Origin of the sequence: Bacillus cereus group sp. Bc031, assembly GCF_027716265.1 — a bacterium.
GTDB lineage: Bacteria > Bacillota > Bacilli > Bacillales > Bacillaceae_G > Bacillus_A > Bacillus_A paranthracis.
Map to the genome: position 1 here is coordinate 20,023 of NZ_JAQFUL010000010.1, position 24,757 is coordinate 44,779.

Here is a 24,757-nt window from a genome sequence, read left to right on the forward strand (position 1 = left end):
GTTTTCAAATTTATTTTGACGGAATCTCCATCTCTTGTTTTCTAAGCTCAATACGGCGGATTTTTCCAGAAATCGTTTTTGGTAGTTCATCTACAAATTCAATTTTGCGAGGGTATTTATATGGTGCAGTAAGTTCTTTGACGTGTTGTTGGAGTATTGGAATTAATGTTTCTTCGTTCTTTTCTATATTCTCTCTTAATACGATAAATGCCTTCACGACACTTCCGCGAATTTCATCAGGACTTGCGACAACCGCACATTCTCTCACGTAAGGGTGCTTTACGAGCGCATCTTCTACTTCAAACGGCCCGATTGTATAACCAGAGCTAATAATAATATCATCACCGCGCCCTTCAAACCAGAAATAGCCGTCTTCATCTTTTTTCGCTTTATCACCTGTAATATAATAATCACCGCGGAATTGCATCGCTGTACGCTCATCGTCTTTGTAATATTGTTTAAAGAGGGCCGGCGTTTCAATGTGAACTGCAATATCACCAACTTCGCCTACTTTCACTGGAATACCTTCCTCATTTACAATATCAACGTGGTTACCCGGCGTCGGTTTCCCCATTGATCCTGGTCTATTATCCATTCCTTTCATTACACCAACAAGCAATGTGTTTTCCGTTTGCCCATAGCCGTCTCTTACTGTAATATGAAAGTGCTTTTGGAACGTTTCAATGACTTCTCTATTTAACGGCTCACCTGCGGATACAGCGCTATGTAACGCTTCTAAATTGTATTCACTTAAATTTTCTACTTTTGCCATTAATCTATACTCAGTCGGCGTACAACAAAGCACATTCACCTTATTATCGTCTAATAAATTTAAATACGTTTTTGGTTCAAACTTACCGTGGTATACAAATCCTGTTGCCCCCGAGCCTAGAGTTGCTAAAAACGGGCTCCAAATCCACTTCTGCCAGCCTGGACTAGCTGTTGCCCACACAACATCATTCTCTTCAATTCCGAGCCAATTTGGAGCGCTCGTACGTAAATGAGCGTATGCCCACGCATGTGTATGAACAACACCTTTTGGATTTCCCGTCGTTCCTGACGTGTAAGATAAAAAGACCATATCTTCTTTATCTGTCTTCGCCATTTCTAACATGTCACTTTCTGTTTCTAACGCTGTTTTTAAATTGATCCATCCATCTACTGGCTGCTCGCTCAGAACGAATTTTTGAAGGGATTCCATCTCTTCTATATCATCAAACTGTCCAATGTACGGCTCATAACTTACGATTGCTTTTACTTCCCCATGTCCAATGCGGTACTCGATATCCTTTTTGCGTAACATTTCCGAACTCGGAATTACGACAAATCCTGCTTTAATCGCAGCGATATACGTCATGTATGCTTCAATTAAACGCGGCATCATAATGAGGAGCTTGTCCCCTTTTTGCAGACCACTCTTTATAAAAGCGTTTCCAATTTTATTTGCACCTTTCATTAACTCCGCGTATGTAACTTCTCGGCGATTCCCTTTATCATCTTGCCAAATTAAAGCAAGCTTCTCTTTATCACCTGTATATTTCTCTATTTCAGAAACTAAATTATAAGATGGTGGTGCCAACAATTCCTCTCTCTTCATAAACATCCTCCTTTTTCTTTATGCCTCCCTTATATAATAAAGAATTTTCTGTCAATTTTGAACCCTCATCTTTTGACAAATTTTTTAGTTCTGTCGAATATATCGAACACAACTTAGAATATATTAACAAAAAATTAAATATATCAATTTACCGACAAATGGCGCCACAACATAAAAAAGAAAGAGCGGGAGAACCCGCTCTTTCTAAGCCATCATATGGGATTATTTTTGGTAACCGCCTAATTGTTGCTCAGCTAGTGAAACTAGACGTTTAGTGATTTCACCACCAACAGAACCGTTAGCGCGAGCTGTTGCATCAGCTCCAAGTTGAACACCAAACTCTTGAGCGATTTCGTATTTCATTTGGTCTAATGCTGATTCAGCACCAGGAACCGCTAATTTATTTGTGCTACGTGCCATGTTATATCACCTCCTTGTGAGTATAGAGTGTGATAAATAACATGACTTCATACACGGTTTACATATGGTAATTTATGGTTTTAGAAAAGTTCTTCGAATTTTTCTTCTTCCGCCACTACTTCTACCGTTTGTAATACCATTGTTTCTTTGTTCGCTACAGCTTCATCGATTAATGGTGTGAAATCGTATTTCGCTTCAAAACGATTCGCTTTTTCACGCTTCGGCTTCGTCGCTGGGCTTGCTGGTGTGAATACTGTACAGCAATCTTCGTACGGACGAATTGAAATATCATATGTGCCGATTTCTTCAGCGATTTTAATAATCTCTAATTTATCCATCGTAATAAGCGGACGAATAATTGGATAGTTTGTTACTTCGTTAATCGTATGCATACTATCTAACGTTTGACTTGCTACTTGTCCAAGACTTTCACCAGTCGTGATTGCTAGTGCGTTACGCTCCTCTGCGATACGCTCTATAATACGCATCATCATACGGCGCATAACTGTCATTGAATAGCTAGATGGGATTTCTTTATTAATCGTTTTTTGCACTTCTGTAAATGGAACAAGGTGAAGTGTTACACGTTTACAGTATTTCGTTAACTCTTGTGCTAAATCGATTACTTTTTGTTTTGCGCGCTCACTTGTGAAAGGTGGGCTATGGAAGTGAACTGCCTCCACAGATACGCCGCGTTTCATCGTTAAGTACGCTGCTACTGGGCTATCAATACCGCCAGACAGAAGTACCATTACTTTTCCGCCAACGCCAACTGGTAAACCACCAGCTCCCATACGCTCATCACACATAATGTAGCTATAACCGCTGCGAATTTCTACGCGTACATTTACATCTGGATTATGAACATCTACAGTAATATCTTCTGTATTTTCTAGAATATGTCCACCAATCTCAGGTAATAATTCCATCGTTCTCATTGGGAAATGCTTATAAGAACGGTGTACAGTAATTTTAAATGTTTTCACATCGCCTTTTACTTGTAAGAAAGCTGCTAATGCACCTTTTTTAATGTCTTCTAATTCTGATGGTACTTTCATCGCTAAGTTAAACTTATGAATACCAAACACATCTTTTAATCTTTCAGATACCGCTTCATGATCTTCGCCATTTAATTGGATATACATACGATCATGTGTTGCATCGATTTTAATATTTGGGAATTTTTTCAGTTTGAACTTTACGTTATCTTTTAATGTGCTTACAAATTTAGAACGGTTCTTACCTTTAGTCGTCATCTCTCCATAACGAACTAAAATATATTCATATGTCATCATATTCCTTTACCTCATCACTTCATATAATTTTGGCATCGTCTCTTTCACAATACCTTCAAATTGCTTTACTTCTTCCATCGTGTTTTCTGGTGCCAAACTAATGCGGATAGCACTTGCAGCAGCGGCATGTGGTACTCCCATTGACACTAACACTCTGCTCACTTCATTTGCTTTTGAAGAACAAGCAGATTTCGTTGATACATATACACCGTGCTCTTCTAAAGCATGAACGACCACTTCTGGTTTTAAACCTACAAATGATACATTTAAAATGTGCGGTGCTGCATATGCAAGCGACGTATTAATCGTTACATCTTCCATCTCTTTAAAGAAACGAACAAGCTCTGCTTGTAAACTTTGCAAATGAGCTACCTTTTCTTTCACTTGCTCCATTGTCATGCGAAGTGCTTTCACCATTGCTACAATGCCAGGTAAGTTCTCTGTACCAGAGCGATACTTCAGCTCTTGTTGACCACCTGATAAAATTGGATCTAACCTTACGCCATCACGTACATAAAGAAGACCCGTCCCTTTTACACTATGGAATTTATGTCCAGATATTGAGCAAAGATCAATATGAGAAGCGTATAAATTAAGCGGTACTTTTCCTATCCCTTGTACATGGTCCACATGGAATCTTATTTTCGGATAATTCGATAATAACGTTCCAATTTCAGCAACAGGCTGAATTGCTCCAGTCTCGTTGTTCACGTGAATAATTGACACAAGAATCGTATCTTCACGAAGCGCTCGTTTTACATCCTCTACCGATACAACACCATGCTCATTAACCGGTAAATATGTTACATCAAAACCGAGATCTTCTAATTGTTTATATGCTTCAAACACAGACGCGTGTTCAATATTTGTTGTAATGATATGTTTACCGCGCGAACGATTCCTCATCGCTATTCCTTTAATCGCAAGGTTATTCCCTTCCGTTCCACCTGATGTGAAAATAATTTCAGAAGGCTTAACGTGAAGAAGCTGCGCTGCAATTGTTCTTGATTGTGTTAATAGACGCTCTGCCTCTCCTCCAAGCGAATGAATAGAAGAAGGATTCCCAAAATATTTCCCCGCAACCGTTACGTACGATTGAAGAGCTTCTGGATATGGCTTTGTCGTCGCACTATTATCAAAATAGATCATCGTTCTTCCCCTTTCAGCGCTGTCACATCATATAATCATATCACAAATACGTGTCATTACGCTAAGACTACTCAAAGGTTCCGTTATATTTTAAAACGAATAACCTTACTGTATTCCGCTATTCATTATAGCAACATCGCCTGCAAAATTACACAAAAAAACAAACCCTTATGAAAGGGTTTGTTCATTGTCTACATATTCAGCTATTTTTTGAACAACGCCAGGCTCAAGTTGCTCTAGTACAGAAGCCGCTTGTTCTAAAGCTGCATCGTATTGATATTCACGGAATAATTTCTCCGCATAATTTAAGCTCTCTGCAAGGTTTTCATCATGACTGCGGTAACGATTACCGTATTGAATTAATTTTTCAACTAAATACGCTTGTCCAATTAACTCTTCTGTCATTTCAGCAACACCATTAACAGTTGTGTAAGCTTCTTCTAAACTGCTATTTACAGCATTCATATTTAACGGCTTCACTTCTAATTGCTCATATACAGCTTGCATTGCCATTTGTCCTCTTTTTAAATCTTCCATAATGCTCTCTGGAAGACCTGGCAAATTCGACTTTTGCATAAAGCGTTTCGTTTCGAAAATAGTATTTCGCATTTCTTGTAACTTCTCACGCGCTTCAAATTCTTCTTTGCGCATCGTTTGCAGCATTTCTTTATATTCTGCATGAAGTACTTTTAATGTTTCACATTGCTCATAAATCTCTTCTAGTTCCTCACGAATAATAGAGAAGGCAATATCTTGTTCCGCAACCCGTAATTGCAACATTTCAAAACGTTTCATTAAAATGTGCATTTGCTTTTCAATTACTTTTTGAGACTCAATGTCCTTATCTTGTAACTGATAGCTTTGTTTCACGAGCTGTGTTTCTGCTTTTGTCTCAATCGTTTCAATGCGAATTTCTTCTAAGTCTTCATAAACAGAAAGTGTTTTTTGCTCCACATAATGTCTCGCATGTACTTCTTGTTCTAGTTGATCATAGAAGCTATCTAAACTTGTTTTTAAGTTCTCTACTTTTTCAGCCGCTTCTGTTATGTGAAGCTCCTGTATATCCATTAAACATATTTGTAGTTGTTTCTTCATATCGCGAACTTCTTTAGGAATTTCCAAATACTCTAATACATAACCTTGTCTTACCATATCATTATGTCCGTGTAATAAATCTTCCAACTGAACCGGTAACGTCGCTTGACACTCTACCAATAAATCTGGAATTTGGTGAATAATGATTTCTAAATCTGCTAAACCTTCTTCCAAACTAATAACAATTTCTCTCGCTTTTAAATAGTCACCATTATTTGTTGCTTCTTCAAAGGTTTTAAATTTCTCAGATTCAGCGTCTAGCATCTCTTCGATTTTCTGCTCTGCTGCTCCATACATATGTCTATGAGCAAGAACACTCTTCTTCATACTACGATATGTATCACGTAACCCTTCAATTTCCGAGCTATTTTTTTCATGGCTTTCTAACAATTGCTGTAATTCATTTAAAATGTCTGTAATACGATTATCAGCGTCATCTAAACCACTTATGGATTCATTCATCGCATGCTTTGCTTTTCGGAAGGAGAATTGCGAGGCGAATTTTCGCGCTTGCGCTAAATCTTTTTCAGCTTTCGGAATGGTTGTTGATACAATTTCATCCCATTCTTCACGCCATTTACCAAACAGTTCTTCTGTTTGACCCGTCATATTTAAATCTTTCACCCGTTTTAGTTCATCTGCCACAGGTTTATCTTTTATCTCTTGTTTCCACTGCTCAAGTGCTTCAATATCTTTATATGAACGATTTCTTATCACAAGCTCTATCATGAGCAGCACTAGAATAGAGCTTACTACAATGATAACGATCGTCAGGATAGAATCCATGCAAAAAAGCCTCCTAGTTATATCTCTTTTTTTGTCCGTTCCGTTTATGAAATGGAAGGCATTATGTATAAAAAGGGAATTCCCCTATATTTAACAACTAACAATGTACTAATCATACCATGTAATGGTTTGTTTTTGACCTAGTTTTTTTAAAAATTTCATGTTTCTTTCAATGCAATTGTAATCTTTCTCAATATTCCGTTTGGATTACCTCTCATCATCAAATGAATGCAGCAAAGGGCCTTCTTCCATATGAGATGCGAAATATATTTTACGTACAATTGTCGGTTCAATAGAAATCGCATGCACATTTCCTTGTCTTACCGCTTGCTCTACTGCTATTTCTGGAAGTAACGTGATGCCAAGTCCAGCACTGACCATCGCAAGCATCGGTTCTGCATAAGAAGTTTCAAATGCAATAATCGGTTTCGCACCTATCCCTTGAAACAGATTCGTAATCATTTTCCTTACATCGCAGATTTCTGGGTATACGATTAACTTTTCATTTTGCAAATCTTCCATTCGAATTACTGTTTTCTCTTTATAAAGATGATCATTTGAAACGACACACACAATTTTTTCTTCTCGTATTTCTTTTATACACGTAGCACCTTCTACTACTGAATCGATGAACATCGCTTCAATCTTCCGTTCTTTAAAAAGTCCTATCAGTACTTTCGTATGCTCAATTTTCCATTCTATTTCGAACCCGTCACCTAATATATCTTTACATTTCGCTATGTAATGTGCTACTAAACTTGGCAATATGCCTATAGAAATGTTCCGCTTCTCTTGAAATTTCTTCATTTCGGCTTTCACTTCATGTATGTGTCCCAAAATCGGTAACATTCTTGTTATGAATAACTCTCCAGCACTTGTTAATTCGACTCCTTGCGCGGAACGTTTTAATAAAGTAACCTCTAAATCCGCTTCTAACCTTTGAATTTGTTTACTAAGCGCCGGCTGAGAAATATGTAAAATCTTACTCGCCTTTGATAAACTTCGCGTATTCTTCACTTCAATAAACGATCGTACTGCCTCTAAATCCATCGTACACACCTCTAACAAAAAGTTATAACTGTCATAAAAAATCGATATTTCCTTCTATAAACAATTACTCTTTATACTTATTTCATCAACTTACTATAACGAAATGTAAAGGGGAAAGATACTCTTGAACAAAAAACAAATGCTACTCGGGTCCCTCCTATGCTTACTTGCCGTAACGGCTTGGGTATTTATGTTTCCTGTCATGGCAAACGCCTTACAGTTTATCGATCCGTTCTTCTTCACAACGATTCGCTATGGATCAGCAGCTATTATTTTTCTTATTCTGCTATTACTTACCGAAGGGACAAAGTCACTCCGCTTAGAAAAGAAAACACTTTCGTTACTCTTTTACGGAACAGTCGGTTTCGCAGGATATGGTTTTCTCGTTTTCTATGGACAACAACTTGCCGGACCGTCTGGAGCCATCCATGCCGCGATGATTCAGTCTCTTATGCCACTCATCGCTTTATTATTGCAGTGGATAACAAAAAATAAACGCCCACAAAACTATACATTCCTTTGTATGTTTGTTGCATTATTCGGTGTCATGCTTGTCATTTCAAAAGGAAATATTCACTTATTATTTGGAGCTGCCAGCCATCTCTCAACAAATATACTTATGCTGTGCGGCGTTACTTGCTGGGTCATTTATACAAACGGTGGTGCTAGTTTTCAATCTTGGTCGCCACTTAGGTATACGACGTTAACCTGTTTATTTGGCTCAATTTCACTCATCACTATCGTCACTTTTTTAACTTATACAAACGTCGTTACTGTACCTTCACTATCGACAATTATGAACGTTCGTTTTGAACTCTTATATATGTCTATTATTGCAGGCGTTATCGCAGTATTTTGCTGGAACGCAGGAAATCGCTATATTTCATCTATTAATGGCATATTATTTATGAATTTAGTTCCTGTACTTGCACTTATCGGTTCCATCTTTCGAGGTTATACAGTCGACAAAATTGAAATTGTGGGCGCCTCATTAACAATTATCGCGCTATTATGCAACAATTTATGGCAAAGAAAAGAAAGCACAAAAATCCCCACCTCAGTTCGTTAGGTGGGGATTTTTCACATATGAACAGCTCTTGGCCATTCATAGTACATATTCGTTATACATAATGTTTGTTCTATCCATTGTTCAATTTCTTTCGTGTACATTTCTAAGAAAAAGGTCTCAGATGGAAAAGAATGTAGCACTTCTGATATATATTGCGGATATAAAAACGGCATATTCATCATGCCTTTTAATTGCGTCATAAACATTGTAAAAGATACCTTTTTAAATTCTTGTTTCATTTGTCCTTGTCTAATCATTTGCTCTATATAATATCTTTCTTTAGAAAAATAAACGGTCATCACTTCGCGAATTAATGTCGTATCAAGCGACAGCTCTCGGTAAAAGAAACGTGTCAGCTCCCTATTATCAAATTGATATCGTAAAATCCCGCGCACCATTTGCACCATCACATCTTTAGCCGACAAATATTCTCTCTGTTCAAAGGACGTTTCAATCACATGAATATACCCTTCTAAAAAATTAGTAATAAGCTGCTCTAATAGGCCTTGCTTTCCAGCAAAATAATATGAAATATTCGCTACATTCACATCCGCTCGCTTTGCAATGTCTCGCACCGACGTTCCATCATAACCTTTCGTGTTAAACAACGATATTGCCGCATCAATTACTTTTTGTTTCGTCTGTTTCATGCGCTCACTTCCTCTCACTGAACAGCTATAGTGTAAATTTCTTGACTTTTAAGACAAATTCCTTTAATTTTCTATCGACAAAGTCATGTGAAATACATCGTATTTTGCTAATATTTTACACATCTCGATAAAAAAGGAGCTGTTTCCATGTTTACTAAAGAAAGTTATACAGGATCTCGCGTGCAGCAATATGAGACAGTAATAAAACAACTGGATGCATTATTAACTGGCGAATCAAACGTAGTCGCAAACTTATCAAATGCGTCCGCATTATTAAACCAATTTTTGGATCGTGTTAATTGGGTTGGCTTTTACGTAACAGAAGGAAATCAGCTTGTTCTTGGACCATTCCAAGGAATGCCTGCTTGCGTGCGCATTCCATTTGGACGAGGCGTTTGCGGCGTTGCAGCTGAAACGAAAACAACACAGCTTGTAGCAGACGTTCATCAATTCCCAGGACACATCGCTTGCGACAGTGCTTCAAATTCAGAAATCGTCGTACCGATTATTAAGGATGGGAATGTCATTGGTGTACTTGATATTGATAGCCCTGAAAAAAACCGTTTCGACGAAGTAGATCAGCGCTATTTAGAAAAGTTTGTGGAAACACTCCTAAAACATATGTAACAAAAAAGAGCTAGTTATCGATTAAGTACATGACGTACAAAACCGATAGCTAGCTCTTTTTTTATTGATTACTAACAGTAGATATTTTCTTTAACGCTTGCTCTAAATCAGAAACAATATCCTCCCACGATTCTAAACCGACAGATAAACGTATTAAATTATCATAAATGCCCATTTCTTGTCTTAACGCAGCTGGAATCGCGGCGTGCGTCATCGTTGCTGGGTGCTGAATTAACGTTTCTGTATCTCCTAAACTTACCGCAATTGTAATAAAGTGAAGGTCATTAATAAACGCCTGCGTCTCTTCTTTCCCGCCTTTAATTGAAAAAGATATAACACCGCCCCCACGTTTCATTTGGCGAGATGCTAACTCTCCTTCTGGATACCAAACACCTTCTACCGCATCATGATTTTTTAGGAACGATACAATTTTTTCTGCATTATCACAATGACGATCCATTCTTACTGCTAGTGTCTTTAATCCGCGTAACAATAACCATGCGTCAAACGGTGCCATAATACCGCCGATATCTTTTCGCATCGGGCGGATTTTTTCAGCTAACGCTTTCGTTTTACAAATTGTTACACCCGCCACAACATCACCGTGACCACCAATATATTTTGTCGCACTATGAACAACCGCGTCACAGCCAAGTTCAAGCGGTCTTTGTAAATAAGGTGAACAAAACGTATTATCAACAATAACAAGTAACCCATTTCGCTTCGCAACCCGAATCACTTGTTTTAAATCAATTAATTTCATTGTCGGATTAATCGGTGTTTCAACGAAAATAAGCTTTGTATTCGGGCGAATTTTATTTTCCATATCAGCCTCTGTCTCCATATCACAAAACGAATGCGTAATCATAAATTTTTCTTCTAACACTTCTAAAAAACCGTATGTGCAGCCGTATAATCCATTTGAACAAATAATATGATCTCCAGCTTTTAGAAAACCAATTAACGTTGCGGAAATAGCTGCCATACCGGATCCGAAAGCAAGCGCTTCTTCTCCTCCTTCTAACACCGCCATACGTTCTTCGAATAATTTCACAGTCGGATTTCCAAGTCTTGAGTAAATATAAGATGGATCCACTCCCGCAAAACTTGCCTCTCCTTGCTGCGCAGTCTCAAATGTAAATGTAGACGTTTGAAATAAAGGCGGTGTTAAACTTCCTTTATGTTCCTCTGATGTATAACCGTGATGAATTAACGCTGTCTCCATATGCTTCTTTTTCATAAAAACATCCCCTTTTATGTTTTTATTGCCGCATATTCATCATTAAAACTTTGATGAACGTTTTACTTCATTTTATGTAAGCGTTTTATTTGTGTTTCTATCTCTTCTTTTATATCGTTTTAAATTCCTTCTTGTTCATTTCCAAAATTTATATGCATAAAACAAAAACGTACTCGCTTGACGAAACTCTGGGTAAAAGATATAATAGCGTTTGTGTAAAATAAAAAGGCAGCCTTGTAATGTGAGTTTATCGTTTGTATTTTGTTCCTCTACGGAGGTGTATCTCGTAACTCCCTGCTGCTGGAGCGAAGGTACATGAAAACAAAATGCCCGTAAATATCGATTACGTCTGTTTTTATTTTACGTAAATAAAAACATTTTAAAGGAGGAGTCAACTATGGCTCGTTATACAGGTCCAGCTTGGAAACTGTCTCGTCGTCTTGGAATCTCTCTAAGCGGCACAGGAAAAGAATTAGAAAAACGCCCTTACGCACCAGGTCCTCACGGTCCTAACCAACGTAAGAAACTTTCAGAATACGGTTTACAATTACAAGAGAAACAAAAACTTCGTCACATGTACGGCATGACTGAGCGTCAATTCCGTCGCACATTTGACCAAGCAGGTAAAATGCCTGGTAAGCACGGCGAAAACTTCATGATCCTTCTTGAAGCTCGTCTTGACAACTTAGTTTACCGTATGGGCTTAGCTCGCACTCGTCGTGCAGCTCGCCAATTAGTAAACCACGGTCACATCATGGTTGATGGCGCTCGCGTAGATATCCCATCTTACCGTGTAAAACCTGGTCAAACTATCAGCGTTCGCGAAAAATCTAGCAACCTTGTTGTTGTTAAAGAAGCGATCGAAGTTAACAACTTCGTACCAGAATACTTAACTTTCGATGCTGACAAATTAGAAGCTACTTACACTCGTCACGCTGAGCGTGCTGAGTTACCAGCTGAAATCAACGAAGCATTAATCGTAGAGTTCTACTCTCGTTAATTCAATCGCTTTGTAGATACTAGTATTAAAAACCCTAGAAACGTTATTATAACGCCTTTTCTAGGGTTTTTTACTGTTCTTATGGTTTGTAAAATAACTTAAATAAAATTAATTAGTTGGGGGAGGTTTTTGGGGGGACTTTTGAAATAAAAAAAAGCGTGAGCAAATGCTAATTTCCCCACACACTCTTACAATTTCAGATATAATGATATTTATTCTAATCAAATTAAAAGGAGTTAATTGTTTTGAAAGAAAAATTCACCAAGATCCCTCTTCATGTACAAGACTTTCAAAAATTAAAAATGTTATTAGACGAATTGGTACAAGATGAAATAATGTTCATGGAAGGGGTTTCTAAGTATGCTTTAAATATTTCTTCTAAAGAACATAAGGTCACCATTAACCTTAGAAGTGAGTTTTACCCCGATCCATCCTTAGCGATTACTGCTATAAACATTACCCCAAGTAATCAAGGTAAAGGAAGTATTGTTCTTGAATGGTTTAAAACATTCGCTAAAGAAAAAGGATTCGAACGATTAGTATTACAAGAAGTTATAACTGAAGAAGGTTACCACTTTGCATTAAAAAATGGTTTCTCAAAAAAGGTTGGTCCATTCGAGGAAATATTTAGAAAACCCGATAGTAATGACGGTAATTATGAGCTACATTTATAAAGAGTAAAATAAAAGTGAACGAATATTTTTTCATACTCGTTCACTTTTTTATTTGGTGAATCATTTAATACCACCAGTTCTTTACTCCCCATTTCAGTTGGAATATGGATAAATTCGCTTTTAGGTATATTAATATCTCTAATAAACTCATTGCAATGTAACATTTACAGTTATCTCCTTAAATCGGTATAATTTACTTATTAAAGGAGGGAGATTTTTGAGTTTAAATATGTATTTAGGGGAAGTACAGGCTCAAGCACAAAGTATGAATGCTTTCTGTACCACTACTATTCAAGGTATGGAACAAGCTATTCAGTCAATTGATGCTTTTACAAGTGATACCGTTCTACAAGGGCAAACTTACGATAGTGCAAAAGCATTTTTCGCAGAAACCTTTCGCCCTTTAGCACAAGGAATCATTTACTTATGTGAGGAATTAATTCGTCAGAACGATGCCTTTCCAAGTCAATTTCAATCACAGGTAGCTTCAACAGATGTTATTGAACAAGAAATATTAGAACAAATTCGAGAAATTGACCGAATGATAGCAAGTACAGAAGCACTCCATCAAACTATGCCAAATCCGGGCATGAACGATATGGTAAATCTTTTTGCTGTCATGAAACGAAAACTGCAAGAGAAACTAGAACATCTATATGAATTTAATCAAACATCTAGCGATAACTATAGTACAGCAATTCAATTAGCCGCTAATATTGCGACAGGTTTAGCCGAAGTCCAAAGTGGAAAAGGTTTTAGTCCTGCAAGTGGTACATTTAGTACACAAGGGTTGAATATGGAATGGGCGACTTCAATTCAAGCAATTACAGAAGAAAGAAGTCATCAAGCCGAGAAACTTGAAGATAAAGAAGACGAAAAATCTATGTTGGAAAAAGCTTGGGACGCTATTTATTATGGTTCAGGACAAGCTGTTGGATATGTAATAGAAGGTGTTCCGAAAATTTGGAATGGTATTTATGTTGGTTCAGGACAAGCCGTTGGAGATGTAATAGAAGGGTTCCCAACTTTATTTGAAGCAGAAACATGGTTGAATGCAAAGGACGCTATTATAAATTATGATGAGACTCTTCCTGCCATGTATAATGCGTTGTCAGATTCATTTATTAATGATGTAATAAATGGTGATGCTGAGAGTATTGCAAGATGGGGAACATACACTTTTATGCAAGTTGCTGGTGGAGGAATACTGAGTGGTGCAAAAGGTGTTATGAATGCTTCTAAAGTATCTAAGATTTCAAAAGTAACTGAAATTACTGTTCCGCGTATACAACCAGCTTTTACAAATTTAGTTGATAATTTAAGTATCGAAAATCGACTTGCTTTTTCTGATACCAATGGACTTAATCTAAGACCTCATTTTGATTCCTCTACTTTTAATAAAGCTGAGGACACAATGGTATTTTCTAAAACAACAGATGGAAAAATTAGAGTTAAAGATGTACAAGAGGTAATTCAAGACTATGCAGATAAAGTTCTTGATAGAGTAGAAGTAAAAAATGAGTATCCTGATTCGTATACAGCATCTCAAAAATTACGTGCAGAACTTAAAGAAGCAGGAATTGAACCACCCCCATATTCTAATGCAGCACATCATCTAACACCTTGGAATGATAAAAGGGCTGTTGAAGCACAAGAATTATTAAAAGAATTTGGAATACACCATGATTCTGCTGCCAATGGAGTATTTTTACCGTATAAAGTAAATGAATATGTGACTACTGAAGTGTTACATATAGGTAACCATAGTACGGATTATATGAAAGAGGTAACTAAGGTACTAAAAGAAGTTAAAGAATATGGTGGTACTCAAGCAGACGCTGTTGCAGCTTTACATGATATAAGAACACGTTTATTAGATGGCAGCTTAAAATTAAATAGCCCGAAATAATTTATGAATAGATTAAATATTAAAGGAGAAGGAAAATGAAAATTTGGGAATTGAAGAGTTCATCCGATAACTATGAGTCTTTCCAACTATTAAATTATAAAAATGATAAAAAATATTTTGAAGGAAAATTTAACTCCACTACAATTTTACTAGATTCATGGGGAGAAATATTTATTGAATGTCTAGAAGAAGGAAATCATAGTGATTTTCCTCATTTTTGGGGAGAAACTGGTGCACCAATGGTTAGCGCACAAGCAAAAAAATTATTAGAACCTTTAATAGGTGCTAATGTTGAGTTTCTTCCACTTATTCATAATACAACAGACGAAGTATACTATGTAGTTCATGTTTTAAATGTATTAGATGCAATTGATAGTGATAAAGCAATTTTCAAAAAACTAATTACAGGTTTAATAATAGGATGTGAAAAATTTGCATTTACTCCTAATGTTATTCAAAATGAAATGATTTTTAAAGTATATATAAATAAAAGGATTCATCCTACTGCTGTTTTCGTATCAGATGAATTGAGAAATGCAGTGTTAGAAAGTGATTTAAAAGGTTTTGAATTTGTAGAAGCATGGGATTCAGAAGTAACCTTGTAAAAGAAACTCCTAAAATTGAGGAATAATAAAAAGGGAAGATGTTTAGTGTAAGAGCTAATGTCCCTTCTTTTTTCAGCTGGAAAATTTACTGATACAATAAATACTAACAAAAAAGCTTACTGATTATATGCCTCAGTAAGTTTTTTTTGAATATGGATAAGTTCGCTTTTATTCGCATTAATACCTTTTAAAAATAAAAACGATATTTCTTTCATATTTTGTAGATAAATCTTCCATATTGTCGGATAATGTTTTCTGGAGGCGATAATTAATGGATAAAAAATGGGGAAATAAAGACTGGATTTGGTTAGTAGGAATACTAATTACAATAATAATTTTATTAATAGCTGGATTTTATAACAGTAAGGCAATAGAGATGAATTTCTCTATAATTTCTAGCGCTGTTTCAATAGCCTTAGCTCTTGTAGCAATATTCATTGCGCTTAAACAGGATAGTGATAATCAAAGGGTAAATGACCGATTATCACATTTATTAAATGAGATATCGGCTAATGTAAGAAATGTGGATGCTAAAGTAGATAGAATAGACCCACGATTACTACATAGTGTCAGTAAAGGAATCGTAGAAGAATACAATCAAGAAAGTAAAGAAAAAGATTCGTTCACAAAAGAAGAGGTGGATGAAATTGTTAAGAATATTAGTGAGGATATAACATTAAATATTAACAATCTTTTAAATCAAAGCTCTTCTATAGATAATGATACAAAGATTGCACTTTTAACAAACGTAGAGCATAATAAACTTCGAAAAATAGTTAAGAATAATCTAGGGAAACCTTTACCTACCCTTCAAGCGATGATAGAAACAGAAACTGGTATGTCATATCCAATGAATTATATTGCACATATTAGGAATGAAGTTGCACATGCCAGTGTTAGCTAAGTAGTTTCATATTCGTATCATTAAATTTAAGCCTTCAATTATTTGAGGGCTTTTCATTTTAATAAAAAGATGTTATTTGTTTTTATAGAAATATAAGTTTTGTCAAACAAGAAGATGGAGGAACATAAATGGAACGAAATAAGAAGCAAGATCTAAAAGAAATAACAAAAGAAACAACCATAACCACTGTTCTTGAAGTTGGAAGTGATGCTGTAGCTGATTTTGCAAAAGAATCTGTTACCAGCCTTGTTGCGGAGTTAGCAATAGATGGAGTGGCATCAATAGTACCAGGTTTATCCGGAGTTTATGGAAGCCTTAAACGAGCGAAACTCGAAAGAAATATGCAAACTTTTTCAGAGGATTTAGCCTCTAAAATTACTGAGCTTCAAGCCAATTTAGAAAATAAAACAAGCGAACAAAAACAACAAATTGACAAATTATACGGATATGTAATGGATTATGTTATCGATGAGCAACAAGAAGATAAAATAAAGTACATGGTAAACGGTTTTGTTAAATTAACAGAACACGAAGATGTGACTGAGGATTTTGTATTGACTTATTATGATGTTTTAAAAGAACTAAGAATAGTCGATATTGCAGTATTAAGGCTATATAACTACTCCTACGATCAAGAACGACTAACTTTTGAAGATGTGATGAAACAACACGGATTAAGTTACGATCAATATGACTCTATCAGAAATAATCTCTTTAGATTAGGTATTCTCACAACAAAAACAGAGAAAAAGATTCTTGATGATTTAAAAAATCTATTTCAGTCCATAAAAGATATTCATGACTATTTGGAAAAACAATCAAAAGGAAAAAGAACATCCAATTTAAAATTGAAAAAATTAAATTCGAGAGACAGTTTCGAGATATCTAAATTTGGGAGGGATATAGTAGAATTCTTTTTTAATTTAGAAGAAACAAGCTAAATAGAGCATTCATTAGAGGTGTTCATTCTTATATAAAAAACTATATAAGAATGATTTAAAAACAAAATACACCTGAAGTTTATAATATTCAAGCATCCAAAGCTTATAAAAAATTCCCTACTTAACTATACAGAGGGAATTTTTTTTATTAATGATAAAATACTTTAAAACAATGATACAACATTATTTTGAAATTTTATTTCCTTCGCTTCATAACAATTACGCCCCAAGCAATATTCTTGTATCATCTCCATTGTTAATCCTAGCTCCATTTCTAATTCTTCAACAGTAATTATATTATTCTTTAAGAGAACTTGAATGGCTTGTTTTAGTACTTGTGGCTCTTCAATTGGAATTTCGTCATCTAAAGGTTCAAATTTCCGCCAACTATTTCGGCTAATTTGTTGCCTTAAATGTAAAGTATGATTGCTTGAAAATAACCCTAGTTGTTCTGATCTGTAAATTATCGCTTGGATAGATGCTTTCCAATGTTTTTTTAATGAAATTAGATAAGTTAAATTTGATGCTGCCATATCTAATGCAAGTCCATCACCCGGTAATAAAAGACATCCTGCAAAGTGATCAGCTTCATCTTCTATACGCTTATGGTTACTTGAATTGGCAACATCTTTTTCTTGATAATGAGAATGTAATAAAATATGCCCTAATTCATGTGCTATATTAAATCTCATCCGTACACTAGATTTTCTTTCTTTATTTAAAATAATATATGGTGTATCATCTACGAATACTGTATGTGCGTCAATTTTTGCACTATCTAAATCAGCAAAAAACACTCCTATACCCATTCGTTCACACAAAAGAGTTATGTTCCCTATAGGACCACGTTGTAAATTAAATAAATCTCGTAAGGCATTTGCTGTATCTTCTATGTCATTAAAATCTAATTGACGAAATTCTTTTTGGACCAACGCAAAATTAGGCATAGTAAATTTCGGTAATTTCAATTTCGATTCTAAATATTTTTTTATTCCTACGGATATGGTTGTATTAGCTTCTACTTGTATTTGATATTTTTTCGCAACCGCTGCTCCTTTCCGGAAAAAATTCGGACTAGTTCTTTCGTTATTTTCCAGAAAGTATGATGTAAAGAAAAATGTTCTTGGAAATTGAAGAGCTTGAGATATAAGCCTTATTTTTTCTTCTTGAGGAATATTCTCTCCTTTTTCATATTTAGATATCATTTGATGCGATACATCAATTTTCCCCGCTAATTCCGTGGTAGTCATTGAACGTATTTCTCTAGCTAGTTTTAGCTTTTTTCCGTTAAATTGAAATTTCCCAGAAAACAGCATTCTCTTTTTTGAATACTTATCATATTGCTTATTCATTTATCTCACTCTCATTTAAATATTCTAAGAACTCATCAAGATCAAAGTCCTCTACATTAGCTACCTGTGTTTGTATTCCAGATGGAATTTCTAACACATGTAATTCTTTAGATATTTCTATATAATCTACCCATTCTCCCATTTTATTCGGAATGCCGAGTACAACAAAAGTCGGTTTAAAACTTTGATAACCATGATTTAATTCAAAATATATAGGAGGTTTAGAAATAATATCTATTTCACTGTTCTCTTGCTCTTGATCATCTAATAACATGTAAGACTGAAATTGTTTAATACGCTGATTTCTATAGTGTGCAGGTCTACCTATACAAGATTTCCTTTTGACTTGATTAACACAAATTTCAATCGTATTTTCTAGGTTCTTCATAATAAAATATCGCGCAGATTTGTTACGATTAAATTTAATTTCATACTTATAAGGAAGTCTTCCTTGCTTAATAAAATTACGTAATACGAATTCAACCGCAAAATTTTTTAAATAGGGAAAACTATCCTTTCCTCTCCCATCAGAGTCATTTAAATAGTTTGTATTTTCTAAGGTACTAAGCGCTAACTCATACGCTTTAGCTACAGCCTCATTCATTTCGACTCTAATATTTTGTGGAAAGCTTCGTTCGATTGCTTGTCTAGGAATATCTTTTTGTAAAACAAAATCCATACACACACCCTCCTCCAATCTTTGCAAGTATTATACAATTTTACATGAATTTCTGCAACCGAAAATTCGTTCCTTATGCCATGACTACGATTTAATTTATTATTACGCATAGTAACCACCCCACTCTCACAATCTATCAAATAAAAAAGAACCGACACCCTTTATTATTAAACATCGGCTCTTTTTCTTATAATTAATCAACTATTAAATAATTACTTAACCTCCAAACGATACACAGTTGGTTCTACCTCTGAATAGATTAGCTTCCCGTCGAGAAGGTTGTATAATTTCAATCCTACTTCATTAACATTCGTATACATTTCCTTCATAACTTCAAGTTCCAATCCATCTGATTTTTTTCAAGCGTTACCCTTCAGTAACTAATGTATCGGTTACTTCTACATCAATCGCTGGATTTTTTAACGTTTTTTGTTTCGAACCTGACTTTTCCAGCGCGTCGATCACGTCAACTTTCTTTTCTATCTTCACCTTATAGTCGATTCCAAGTACCGGCGATTTTAAATTACCCCATTTTGTACTTGTATTCCATTTTCTATAAATCTTGTTTTCTACATAACGTAACACTTCATTTACTCGCTGATCTTCTGATTCGTTCGGATCATCATAGTAAAAAGTATATTTGTCATTAGGTTTGAAGCTGCTGTTGTTACGTGATAAAGCATTCTTTAACCAGTTTTTAACTTGTCCGTCCATTTCTTCCTTTAATAAGTCCATACGACCGAATAATACTTTCCCTGCATCTGTTAGCGGAGTTAGTTCAATATCATAAGTATGATAAGCATGTTTTCTTTCTCGTGCCGATAGAATTTTTTCATATATTGTAATCATTATCGTAATACCTCCGATTTCGTAGATGTAACCATTTCATATAGTTCACAGTAATACCCTCCGTAAGTCTCGTTACAATGCATTAACTTTCTATGAGCTTCATGCATTTCATTTAGTTCTACATTAATAGCGGCAACTTCATCAGCAATAGACGTTTCTAAGTCATCTTTTCGTTTGCGTAACTCGATATAACGTTTGTCCATCCCTTTGATATCTTTCTTAATCACTTTCGCCGCCTGGGCTTTGTCTTCTTCACTAAAAATAACTGTTGGCGTGTAACCGAATTTCCTTTCGGCTGCATATTCTTTTTTTAGTTCTTCAACGATCTTTGTAATATGGTCATATTCATCACGTGACGTAACGTTTCTTTGACACTCTTCTGCTAATTTTAGCTTTTCCAGGACCGGAAGGCTTCTTTCTTCTGTTTTGATTCGTTGATACAATAATTCTTTCAATTTTAAACTTTTTTCTAAATGTGCCATGTTTTCATGACCTCCTGTTATATTATTTTTATATATAAAGTTCTTCATCTTCCTCGGTCTCTTCAATGTCTATACCTAAAAACTCCAGTAACTTTGACATTGACGTAATAACTTTTATTAATTCCGTAATAGAATCATTCTTCTTGACTGATCCCGTTACACCAATTACAGATACGCCGCGCTCTTCAATATCTTCAATCAATTTGTTTTTGATATCGAAAAATTTCATGTACGTATTCACCATGTCTACGAATTGCATTTCGCTTTCTAAGCCTTTATCTTTCAATTTATACATCAGTAAATCATAAAGCTTTTGACGTTCTATATTTGCCGATAGTTCTACCCACTTGTAACGGTGACGCCAATTGTTTAGCGTACTCTCTTTGACTCCTAATTCTGCTGCGATTTCTTTAAATGAGTATTTTCCGCTTTTATACATTTCATAGGCTGTTTGTTTTTTGTCTTCATTTGAAATCATACTTTCATCCCCCTTTCATCACTTGTTTTATTATTTTTTTAAATGAAAATTACTATTTGACGTGTATATTTGAGTTATGATAATCTAAATTTAACGAAACAAACGTTGATTTCATGCAGTTTATAGGTTCATAAGTAACAAGTTAATTTACCAACCAAAAACATAAATGTTTTCCTCAAAAAATAGGAAAGCATCTTTTTTTGGCCTTTTTTCTATTTTCCACGCGCGGAAAGCAAAAAATAAAAAGACAAATCTCCCCCCCGCGTTGCTCGGTCCCCCAGCAAAATTGTTTCTATATTTAGATGGGGGGGTATATGAAAAATCATTTTTAATTTTTGTTTACAAATGAACAATTCAATTCTTGTTTAATTAATTAAATAGCTTTTAAAATATTTTGTTTTCCTTCCACAGTTCTCTATTCTCTTACCTTTAATCTCTCAGCAAACTTGATTCTTCTCATAACCTCAGCATGTTTCACTTTAATATAATGTGTACTGTAATTTAATTTAGTTCCTATGCCTTCTAACGTCATTCCATCAATATATTTCAACTTAAGTATCTGTTGTTCTAAGTTTTTGAAATTACTCACCAAGTCTACGAGCTGTTGCAATTGTTCTTTCTTAGATGTGAGCTCATCCTTAAGTTGATCCAGTATCTTTTCCATTTCTTCATTGCCTGTATTAATTGATAATATATCTTTACCCCATTTGCTCTGACGTTTTAATTCAGCATGTATTCTATTTAACTTGTATTCCAAATAAATGATCTCTGCTTCTAACATTTGATAATCTTTAAGGCAAACCAATTACGTATCACCTACTTAGGCGCACTCTTTGTAACAACTTCTTTACCTGATAGTTTCATCTTCTTAAGGACATAACCTGTACGAATATATGGGCTATCTTCCTCAAAACAATGTGCATCCCTGTGTCCTTCACCTGTTCCGTGATGATGAAACTTTCTACAGTATTGACACCATGTACTAAGATTTCCTTTTTCATCACGTTCAATCGCTAATACAATTGGAGCTTTTTTAGTTGCCATTTACTTACCTCCATTTTTTTAGTAATACATGTTTATTACTTTTTGCTAAAACCTTGAAATGCTTACGGCTCTAAGCTTTATTGCCTTTTCTATAAAAATATCAGTAGTACGAGTAATAATAAGGTTTTGGACGTATTACCTTATTTCCCCTTACTCCCACAAGGGATTTGACTTATCAGTAATAAAAGTAATACATTTTTAAAATCAAAATACTTACATATATAAACTGGTTTTATTTTCTTTTTTTAAATACATGTATATATCAAAATCCTTATTACTTTTATTACTCTTATTACTTTTACTGATTCACCCCTTGATTTATAAGGGTTTTAAACAGTAATAAGAAATTTTAAATAAAGTAATTCCCTATTACTCTTATTACTACTAATCTGAAAAATCTATATTAGCTTCATAAAAGTCAAATCCTAGTTCTCCTACAAGTTCCATATTTAACGGTATACCATTAAATTTCTTGCCCTTATGGCTTACAAGTTTGTAATCAACTACTTTACTTCCTTTTTCAACTGGAATTGTCATGCCTCTCTTTAACCATTCACGCCTTACTTGCTTTTCTTCAACACCTAAGAAATCGGTAGTATAAGCTGGGGTCAAAAACAACTGTCTTTGTTTATCTTTATAGATTGCTTTAATAATTTTAGGCATATAATCATAAAATATATTTTGTCTACTACTATCCAAATCCGTAAGTATCTCTTCTAAAAATTGAAGTGGCTTATCAATGGATTTATTTTCTTCTGCTATATCATCAAATAATGAGGAAATGGCTTTTAGATCAATATCAAAGTCCATTTTGTTTTTCAATATACTGCCTGTAAAATGAACTGCTGCATAATATCCAGCTAATCGGCTTAATACTTCATTACCTTTCGCTTTATCTACATAGTGTTTTCTAAACTTGTGATACTCTGGAGTAAGCTCCTTCTTATGTTTTAACCAAACTTTTAAGAACTCTATTCCTATCGCTCCATAATTGTTTTCCATTGCTTCATAAAGTCCCATGATATTGCTATGATCTTTCTTTAATGGCTCGTCAATTAATGGGATAATCCTTGCAGCCGCTCCACCTTGATTTTTAGCGTACTCATTTAGAGAAACTTCACCTGTACTTAGTAAAATATTATGCCAAGTATACTCCCGCTGACTTCCTTTTAAGCTCCCTCTACCTTTTGAACGTCCTCCACTAAAAGAATAAATAACATCTTTTAAAATACGTTCATCAGCTTTTCTTGTATCATCAAGTAATAAAGGAAAACTGTTTAGATACGCTGATTTTCTTTCAATAGATACTTTTGTAGCATTCCATTCACTCATTAAGCTCTCATTACCCCAAACACTTGCGGCTACTTTTAATGTAGTAGTCTTCCCCTGTGAGGTAGTTCCGCTTAAATCAACAATGAAAGGTTGCAAGCGTAAATCTTTAATAATGACACTCGCAAAACTAGAAAGTACAAAAAATACCGCCTTAGGTTGCTGCTTAATTCGTTCAAATATTTCATTTTTCCAAGTATCACCTGTTCCTTTTACTTCAAAACCTTCAAGTAGTTGTTTTTCGCCATGATCTATCGCCATAATTTCAACATCTTTAGTAACTAAAGGATGGATAAAAGTATCCTTTATATGCCCTAAACGCTCTACCGCATAATTTTGTTCTATATTATTAATCAATAGATATTGGTCAAAATAAGTAATGATTTTTTTAACGTTATTATCATTAACGGAAAAGCCTTTATCACTTAGTTCTAATAATTCTTTTCTAACAGCAATAGTAGAAGCTGGCACAACTTCACTTACAGTTCTATTACTTTCCTTCCATTCAATTTCATAAAGTACTTGTGGACGCTCTATGTTGTGGAATTCCTTTGTAATATATGGTGTTTTGCGAGATACGAGTTTTGTTATCTCATTTCCATCCTTATCCTCTCTCGTCTCAAAAAGTGTATCTTTATTTCCCACTTTAAAAGGCTTAGGAATGATTTTATTTTCGTCTTTACCTTCGGCATGTGTTTCAAAATTACTGTCAGATGTATGCTGTCTTTTTGTCTGGTCTGGTTTCCATTGAATAGCTGACTGCGTAAGGCTCTTTAATTCGTTATAAGGAAAATCAGTTTTATCTAAAAGAAAATACTCATATATAAGCTCCATTGCCTGCATTATTTCCTCGTTAGAAACATTCCACGCTTTTAAATGCGTAGCAAACTTATACATTGTGTCATTTCTGCTACCTGAGCTTTCTATAGGTACTGGAAACATATAATCTTTAGATTTATCCGTATTTCTAACAGGTATTAAATAGTGTGGTAATTCGTCCAGCTGATCTATGCTATTATTTGCTATATAGCGTCCTTCTGTGTTGTTTGTAGGAAAAACAATATATCCTGCTCCAGCTGTACGGGTATCAATAACTACACCTATTTGAGAGAAATATTTTGTAATCTGTTTAATGTCTTGTGTCCTTTTCTCTTTAGCTGCAAAAACGAACTGCCATCCGTTTGGTGTTTTAATCGAATGGTGATGCCTGTTTTCTCCTTCAAGCAAATCTTTCACAAGTTCTCCTTGAACCTGGTCATCCACATCTATGATAATCCGCTCCTGAGGAATAACTGCTCCAATCCATCCGCCTTGGTTTATCCATTTATTTATTTCTAAATCATCTAATCCCTGGCTATCTTTCCACTTACATACTGGCGTTTTCGCTTTTTGATACCCCTGATTTCCATTTGCATATCCAGTTAACTTGATAATTTTTGCTCCAGGTAACATTTCATCAATTATTGTTATATAGTGCGGCATGGTAACTTTCAAAAATGAGCACCTCCTTTTCTCTTAATAATGTTTTTAAAA

24 protein-coding genes are annotated in these 24,757 nt (G+C 35.0%); 8 read left to right on the forward strand and 16 right to left on the reverse strand.

Annotation, left to right across the window (positions count from 1 at the left end):
* Positions 1-10: 10 nt before the first annotated feature.
* The 6 genes from mbcS to PDQ33_RS06145 form a co-directional block, all read right to left on the reverse strand.
* On the reverse strand, positions 11-1,597 hold the full coding sequence (mbcS, locus tag PDQ33_RS06120; protein WP_061132050.1) for an acyl-CoA synthetase MbcS: 1,587 nt from the start codon (positions 1,595-1,597) through the stop codon (positions 11-13).
* A gap of 222 nt (positions 1,598-1,819) precedes the next feature.
* Positions 1,820-2,017: an alpha/beta-type small acid-soluble spore protein gene (locus tag PDQ33_RS06125; RefSeq protein WP_000124489.1), complete on the reverse strand. Its 198-nt coding sequence runs from the start codon at positions 2,015-2,017 to the stop codon at positions 1,820-1,822.
* Between the two features lie 80 nt (positions 2,018-2,097).
* Entirely contained in the window at positions 2,098-3,312 is a 1,215-nt protein-coding gene (gene thiI / locus PDQ33_RS06130) for a tRNA uracil 4-sulfurtransferase ThiI (RefSeq protein WP_270755124.1), read from the reverse strand.
* Positions 3,313-3,318: 6 nt separating this feature from the next.
* The gene (locus PDQ33_RS06135; RefSeq protein ID WP_000638965.1) at positions 3,319-4,461 is read right to left on the reverse strand and encodes a cysteine desulfurase family protein; all 1,143 of its coding nucleotides are present in this window, start codon (positions 4,459-4,461) and stop codon (positions 3,319-3,321) included.
* Between the two features lie 168 nt (positions 4,462-4,629).
* Positions 4,630-6,342, reverse strand: a complete 1,713-nt coding sequence (ezrA, locus tag PDQ33_RS06140; RefSeq protein WP_000377297.1) for a septation ring formation regulator EzrA — start codon at positions 6,340-6,342, stop codon at positions 4,630-4,632.
* 207 nt (positions 6,343-6,549) lie between these two features.
* Positions 6,550-7,392: a LysR family transcriptional regulator gene (locus PDQ33_RS06145; RefSeq protein WP_270755121.1), complete on the reverse strand. Its 843-nt coding sequence runs from the start codon at positions 7,390-7,392 to the stop codon at positions 6,550-6,552.
* A gap of 124 nt (positions 7,393-7,516) precedes the next feature.
* Between PDQ33_RS06145 and PDQ33_RS06150 the strand changes: the two genes are divergently transcribed.
* Complete coding sequence (locus PDQ33_RS06150) at positions 7,517-8,461, forward strand: DMT family transporter (RefSeq protein ID WP_270755119.1); 945 nt, start codon at positions 7,517-7,519, stop codon at positions 8,459-8,461.
* 11 nt (positions 8,462-8,472) lie between these two features.
* Here the strand turns inward: PDQ33_RS06150 and refZ are convergent, their stop codons facing one another.
* On the reverse strand, positions 8,473-9,111 hold the full coding sequence (gene refZ, locus PDQ33_RS06155) for a forespore capture DNA-binding protein RefZ (RefSeq protein ID WP_000814932.1): 639 nt from the start codon (positions 9,109-9,111) through the stop codon (positions 8,473-8,475).
* Between the two features lie 147 nt (positions 9,112-9,258).
* Here refZ and PDQ33_RS06160 point away from each other — a divergent pair, with 147 nt between their 5' ends.
* Complete coding sequence (locus tag PDQ33_RS06160) at positions 9,259-9,738, forward strand: GAF domain-containing protein (protein ID WP_000494346.1); 480 nt, start codon at positions 9,259-9,261, stop codon at positions 9,736-9,738.
* A 61-nt stretch (positions 9,739-9,799) separates the two neighbouring features.
* On the opposite strand, the gene megL is transcribed toward PDQ33_RS06160, so the two are convergent.
* Positions 9,800-10,978 carry a methionine gamma-lyase gene (megL, locus tag PDQ33_RS06165; protein WP_000726590.1) on the reverse strand — a complete coding sequence of 393 codons (1,179 nt, stop codon included), beginning with the start codon at positions 10,976-10,978 and terminating at the stop codon, positions 9,800-9,802.
* Positions 10,979-11,375: 397 nt separating this feature from the next.
* Between megL and rpsD the strand changes: the two genes are divergently transcribed.
* The 6 genes from rpsD (at position 11,376) to PDQ33_RS06195 (ending at position 17,011) form a co-directional block, all read left to right on the forward strand.
* Positions 11,376-11,978: a 30S ribosomal protein S4 gene (rpsD, locus tag PDQ33_RS06170; protein ID WP_000135319.1), complete on the forward strand. Its 603-nt coding sequence runs from the start codon at positions 11,376-11,378 to the stop codon at positions 11,976-11,978.
* A 245-nt stretch (positions 11,979-12,223) separates the two neighbouring features.
* Positions 12,224-12,652, forward strand: coding sequence for an N-acetyltransferase (locus tag PDQ33_RS06175; protein ID WP_076873250.1), 429 nt, complete (start codon positions 12,224-12,226; stop codon positions 12,650-12,652).
* Between the two features lie 217 nt (positions 12,653-12,869).
* Positions 12,870-14,561 (forward strand): AHH domain-containing protein, encoded by a 1,692-nt coding sequence (locus PDQ33_RS06180; protein WP_076873251.1) that lies wholly within the window; start codon positions 12,870-12,872, stop codon positions 14,559-14,561.
* Positions 14,562-14,596: 35 nt separating this feature from the next.
* Positions 14,597-15,166: an imm11 family protein gene (locus PDQ33_RS06185; protein ID WP_076873252.1), complete on the forward strand. Its 570-nt coding sequence runs from the start codon at positions 14,597-14,599 to the stop codon at positions 15,164-15,166.
* 271 nt (positions 15,167-15,437) lie between these two features.
* Entirely contained in the window at positions 15,438-16,070 is a 633-nt protein-coding gene (locus PDQ33_RS06190; RefSeq protein ID WP_076873253.1) for a hypothetical protein, read from the forward strand.
* A gap of 128 nt (positions 16,071-16,198) precedes the next feature.
* Positions 16,199-17,011 (forward strand): hypothetical protein, encoded by an 813-nt coding sequence (locus PDQ33_RS06195; protein ID WP_076872302.1) that lies wholly within the window; start codon positions 16,199-16,201, stop codon positions 17,009-17,011.
* Between the two features lie 164 nt (positions 17,012-17,175).
* Here the strand turns inward: PDQ33_RS06195 and PDQ33_RS06200 are convergent, their stop codons facing one another.
* The 8 genes from PDQ33_RS06200 to PDQ33_RS06235 form a co-directional block, all read right to left on the reverse strand.
* The gene (locus PDQ33_RS06200; RefSeq protein ID WP_076872303.1) at positions 17,176-18,363 is read right to left on the reverse strand and encodes a helix-turn-helix domain-containing protein; all 1,188 of its coding nucleotides are present in this window, start codon (positions 18,361-18,363) and stop codon (positions 17,176-17,178) included.
* Positions 18,356-19,042, reverse strand: coding sequence for a hypothetical protein (locus tag PDQ33_RS06205; protein ID WP_076872304.1), 687 nt, complete (start codon positions 19,040-19,042; stop codon positions 18,356-18,358). Before PDQ33_RS06205 ends, PDQ33_RS06200 begins: the two co-directional genes overlap by 8 nt.
* 366 nt (positions 19,043-19,408) lie before the next feature.
* Positions 19,409-19,891 carry a hypothetical protein gene (locus tag PDQ33_RS06210; protein ID WP_076873254.1) on the reverse strand — a complete coding sequence of 161 codons (483 nt, stop codon included), beginning with the start codon at positions 19,889-19,891 and terminating at the stop codon, positions 19,409-19,411.
* Positions 19,891-20,373 carry a DNA repair protein Rad50 gene (locus PDQ33_RS06215; RefSeq protein WP_076873267.1) on the reverse strand — a complete coding sequence of 161 codons (483 nt, stop codon included), beginning with the start codon at positions 20,371-20,373 and terminating at the stop codon, positions 19,891-19,893. The genes PDQ33_RS06210 and PDQ33_RS06215 overlap by 1 nt, the downstream gene beginning before the upstream one ends.
* A gap of 28 nt (positions 20,374-20,401) precedes the next feature.
* Positions 20,402-20,851: a terminase gpP N-terminus-related DNA-binding protein gene (locus PDQ33_RS06220; protein ID WP_076873255.1), complete on the reverse strand. Its 450-nt coding sequence runs from the start codon at positions 20,849-20,851 to the stop codon at positions 20,402-20,404.
* Positions 20,852-21,266: 415 nt separating this feature from the next.
* Complete coding sequence (locus PDQ33_RS06225) at positions 21,267-21,656, reverse strand: sigma factor-like helix-turn-helix DNA-binding protein (RefSeq protein WP_076873256.1); 390 nt, start codon at positions 21,654-21,656, stop codon at positions 21,267-21,269.
* 11 nt (positions 21,657-21,667) lie between these two features.
* Complete coding sequence (locus PDQ33_RS06230) at positions 21,668-21,895, reverse strand: hypothetical protein (protein ID WP_076873257.1); 228 nt, start codon at positions 21,893-21,895, stop codon at positions 21,668-21,670.
* A gap of 384 nt (positions 21,896-22,279) precedes the next feature.
* Positions 22,280-24,718 (reverse strand): DUF927 domain-containing protein, encoded by a 2,439-nt coding sequence (locus PDQ33_RS06235; protein WP_076873258.1) that lies wholly within the window; start codon positions 24,716-24,718, stop codon positions 22,280-22,282.
* Positions 24,719-24,757: the final 39 nt, after the last annotated feature.

Excerpts from the sequence above, each read along its gene's own strand:
- mbcS (WP_061132050.1), bottom strand. The coding sequence starts at position 1,597 with ATGAAGAGAGAGGAATTGTTGGCACCACCATCTTATAATTTAGTTTCT.
- PDQ33_RS06125 (WP_000124489.1), bottom strand. The coding sequence starts at position 2,017 with ATGGCACGTAGCACAAATAAATTAGCGGTTCCTGGTGCTGAATCAGCA.
- thiI (WP_270755124.1), bottom strand. The coding sequence starts at position 3,312 with ATGATGACATATGAATATATTTTAGTTCGTTATGGAGAGATGACGACT.
- PDQ33_RS06135 (WP_000638965.1), bottom strand. The coding sequence starts at position 4,461 with ATGATCTATTTTGATAATAGTGCGACGACAAAGCCATATCCAGAAGCT.
- ezrA (WP_000377297.1), bottom strand. The coding sequence starts at position 6,342 with ATGGATTCTATCCTGACGATCGTTATCATTGTAGTAAGCTCTATTCTA.
- PDQ33_RS06145 (WP_270755121.1), bottom strand. The coding sequence starts at position 7,392 with ATGGATTTAGAGGCAGTACGATCGTTTATTGAAGTGAAGAATACGCGA.
- refZ (WP_000814932.1), bottom strand. The coding sequence starts at position 9,111 with ATGAAACAGACGAAACAAAAAGTAATTGATGCGGCAATATCGTTGTTT.
- PDQ33_RS06160 (WP_000494346.1), top strand. The coding sequence starts at position 9,259 with ATGTTTACTAAAGAAAGTTATACAGGATCTCGCGTGCAGCAATATGAG.
- megL (WP_000726590.1), bottom strand. The coding sequence starts at position 10,978 with ATGAAAAAGAAGCATATGGAGACAGCGTTAATTCATCACGGTTATACA.
- rpsD (WP_000135319.1), top strand. The coding sequence starts at position 11,376 with ATGGCTCGTTATACAGGTCCAGCTTGGAAACTGTCTCGTCGTCTTGGA.
- PDQ33_RS06185 (WP_076873252.1), top strand. The coding sequence starts at position 14,597 with ATGAAAATTTGGGAATTGAAGAGTTCATCCGATAACTATGAGTCTTTC.
- PDQ33_RS06190 (WP_076873253.1), top strand. The coding sequence starts at position 15,438 with ATGGATAAAAAATGGGGAAATAAAGACTGGATTTGGTTAGTAGGAATA.
- PDQ33_RS06195 (WP_076872302.1), top strand. The coding sequence starts at position 16,199 with ATGGAACGAAATAAGAAGCAAGATCTAAAAGAAATAACAAAAGAAACA.
- PDQ33_RS06200 (WP_076872303.1), bottom strand. The coding sequence starts at position 18,363 with ATGAATAAGCAATATGATAAGTATTCAAAAAAGAGAATGCTGTTTTCT.
- PDQ33_RS06205 (WP_076872304.1), bottom strand. The coding sequence starts at position 19,042 with ATGGATTTTGTTTTACAAAAAGATATTCCTAGACAAGCAATCGAACGA.
- PDQ33_RS06210 (WP_076873254.1), bottom strand. The coding sequence starts at position 19,891 with ATGATTACAATATATGAAAAAATTCTATCGGCACGAGAAAGAAAACAT.
- PDQ33_RS06215 (WP_076873267.1), bottom strand. The coding sequence starts at position 20,373 with ATGGCACATTTAGAAAAAAGTTTAAAATTGAAAGAATTATTGTATCAA.
- PDQ33_RS06220 (WP_076873255.1), bottom strand. The coding sequence starts at position 20,851 with ATGATTTCAAATGAAGACAAAAAACAAACAGCCTATGAAATGTATAAA.
- PDQ33_RS06230 (WP_076873257.1), bottom strand. The coding sequence starts at position 21,895 with ATGGCAACTAAAAAAGCTCCAATTGTATTAGCGATTGAACGTGATGAA.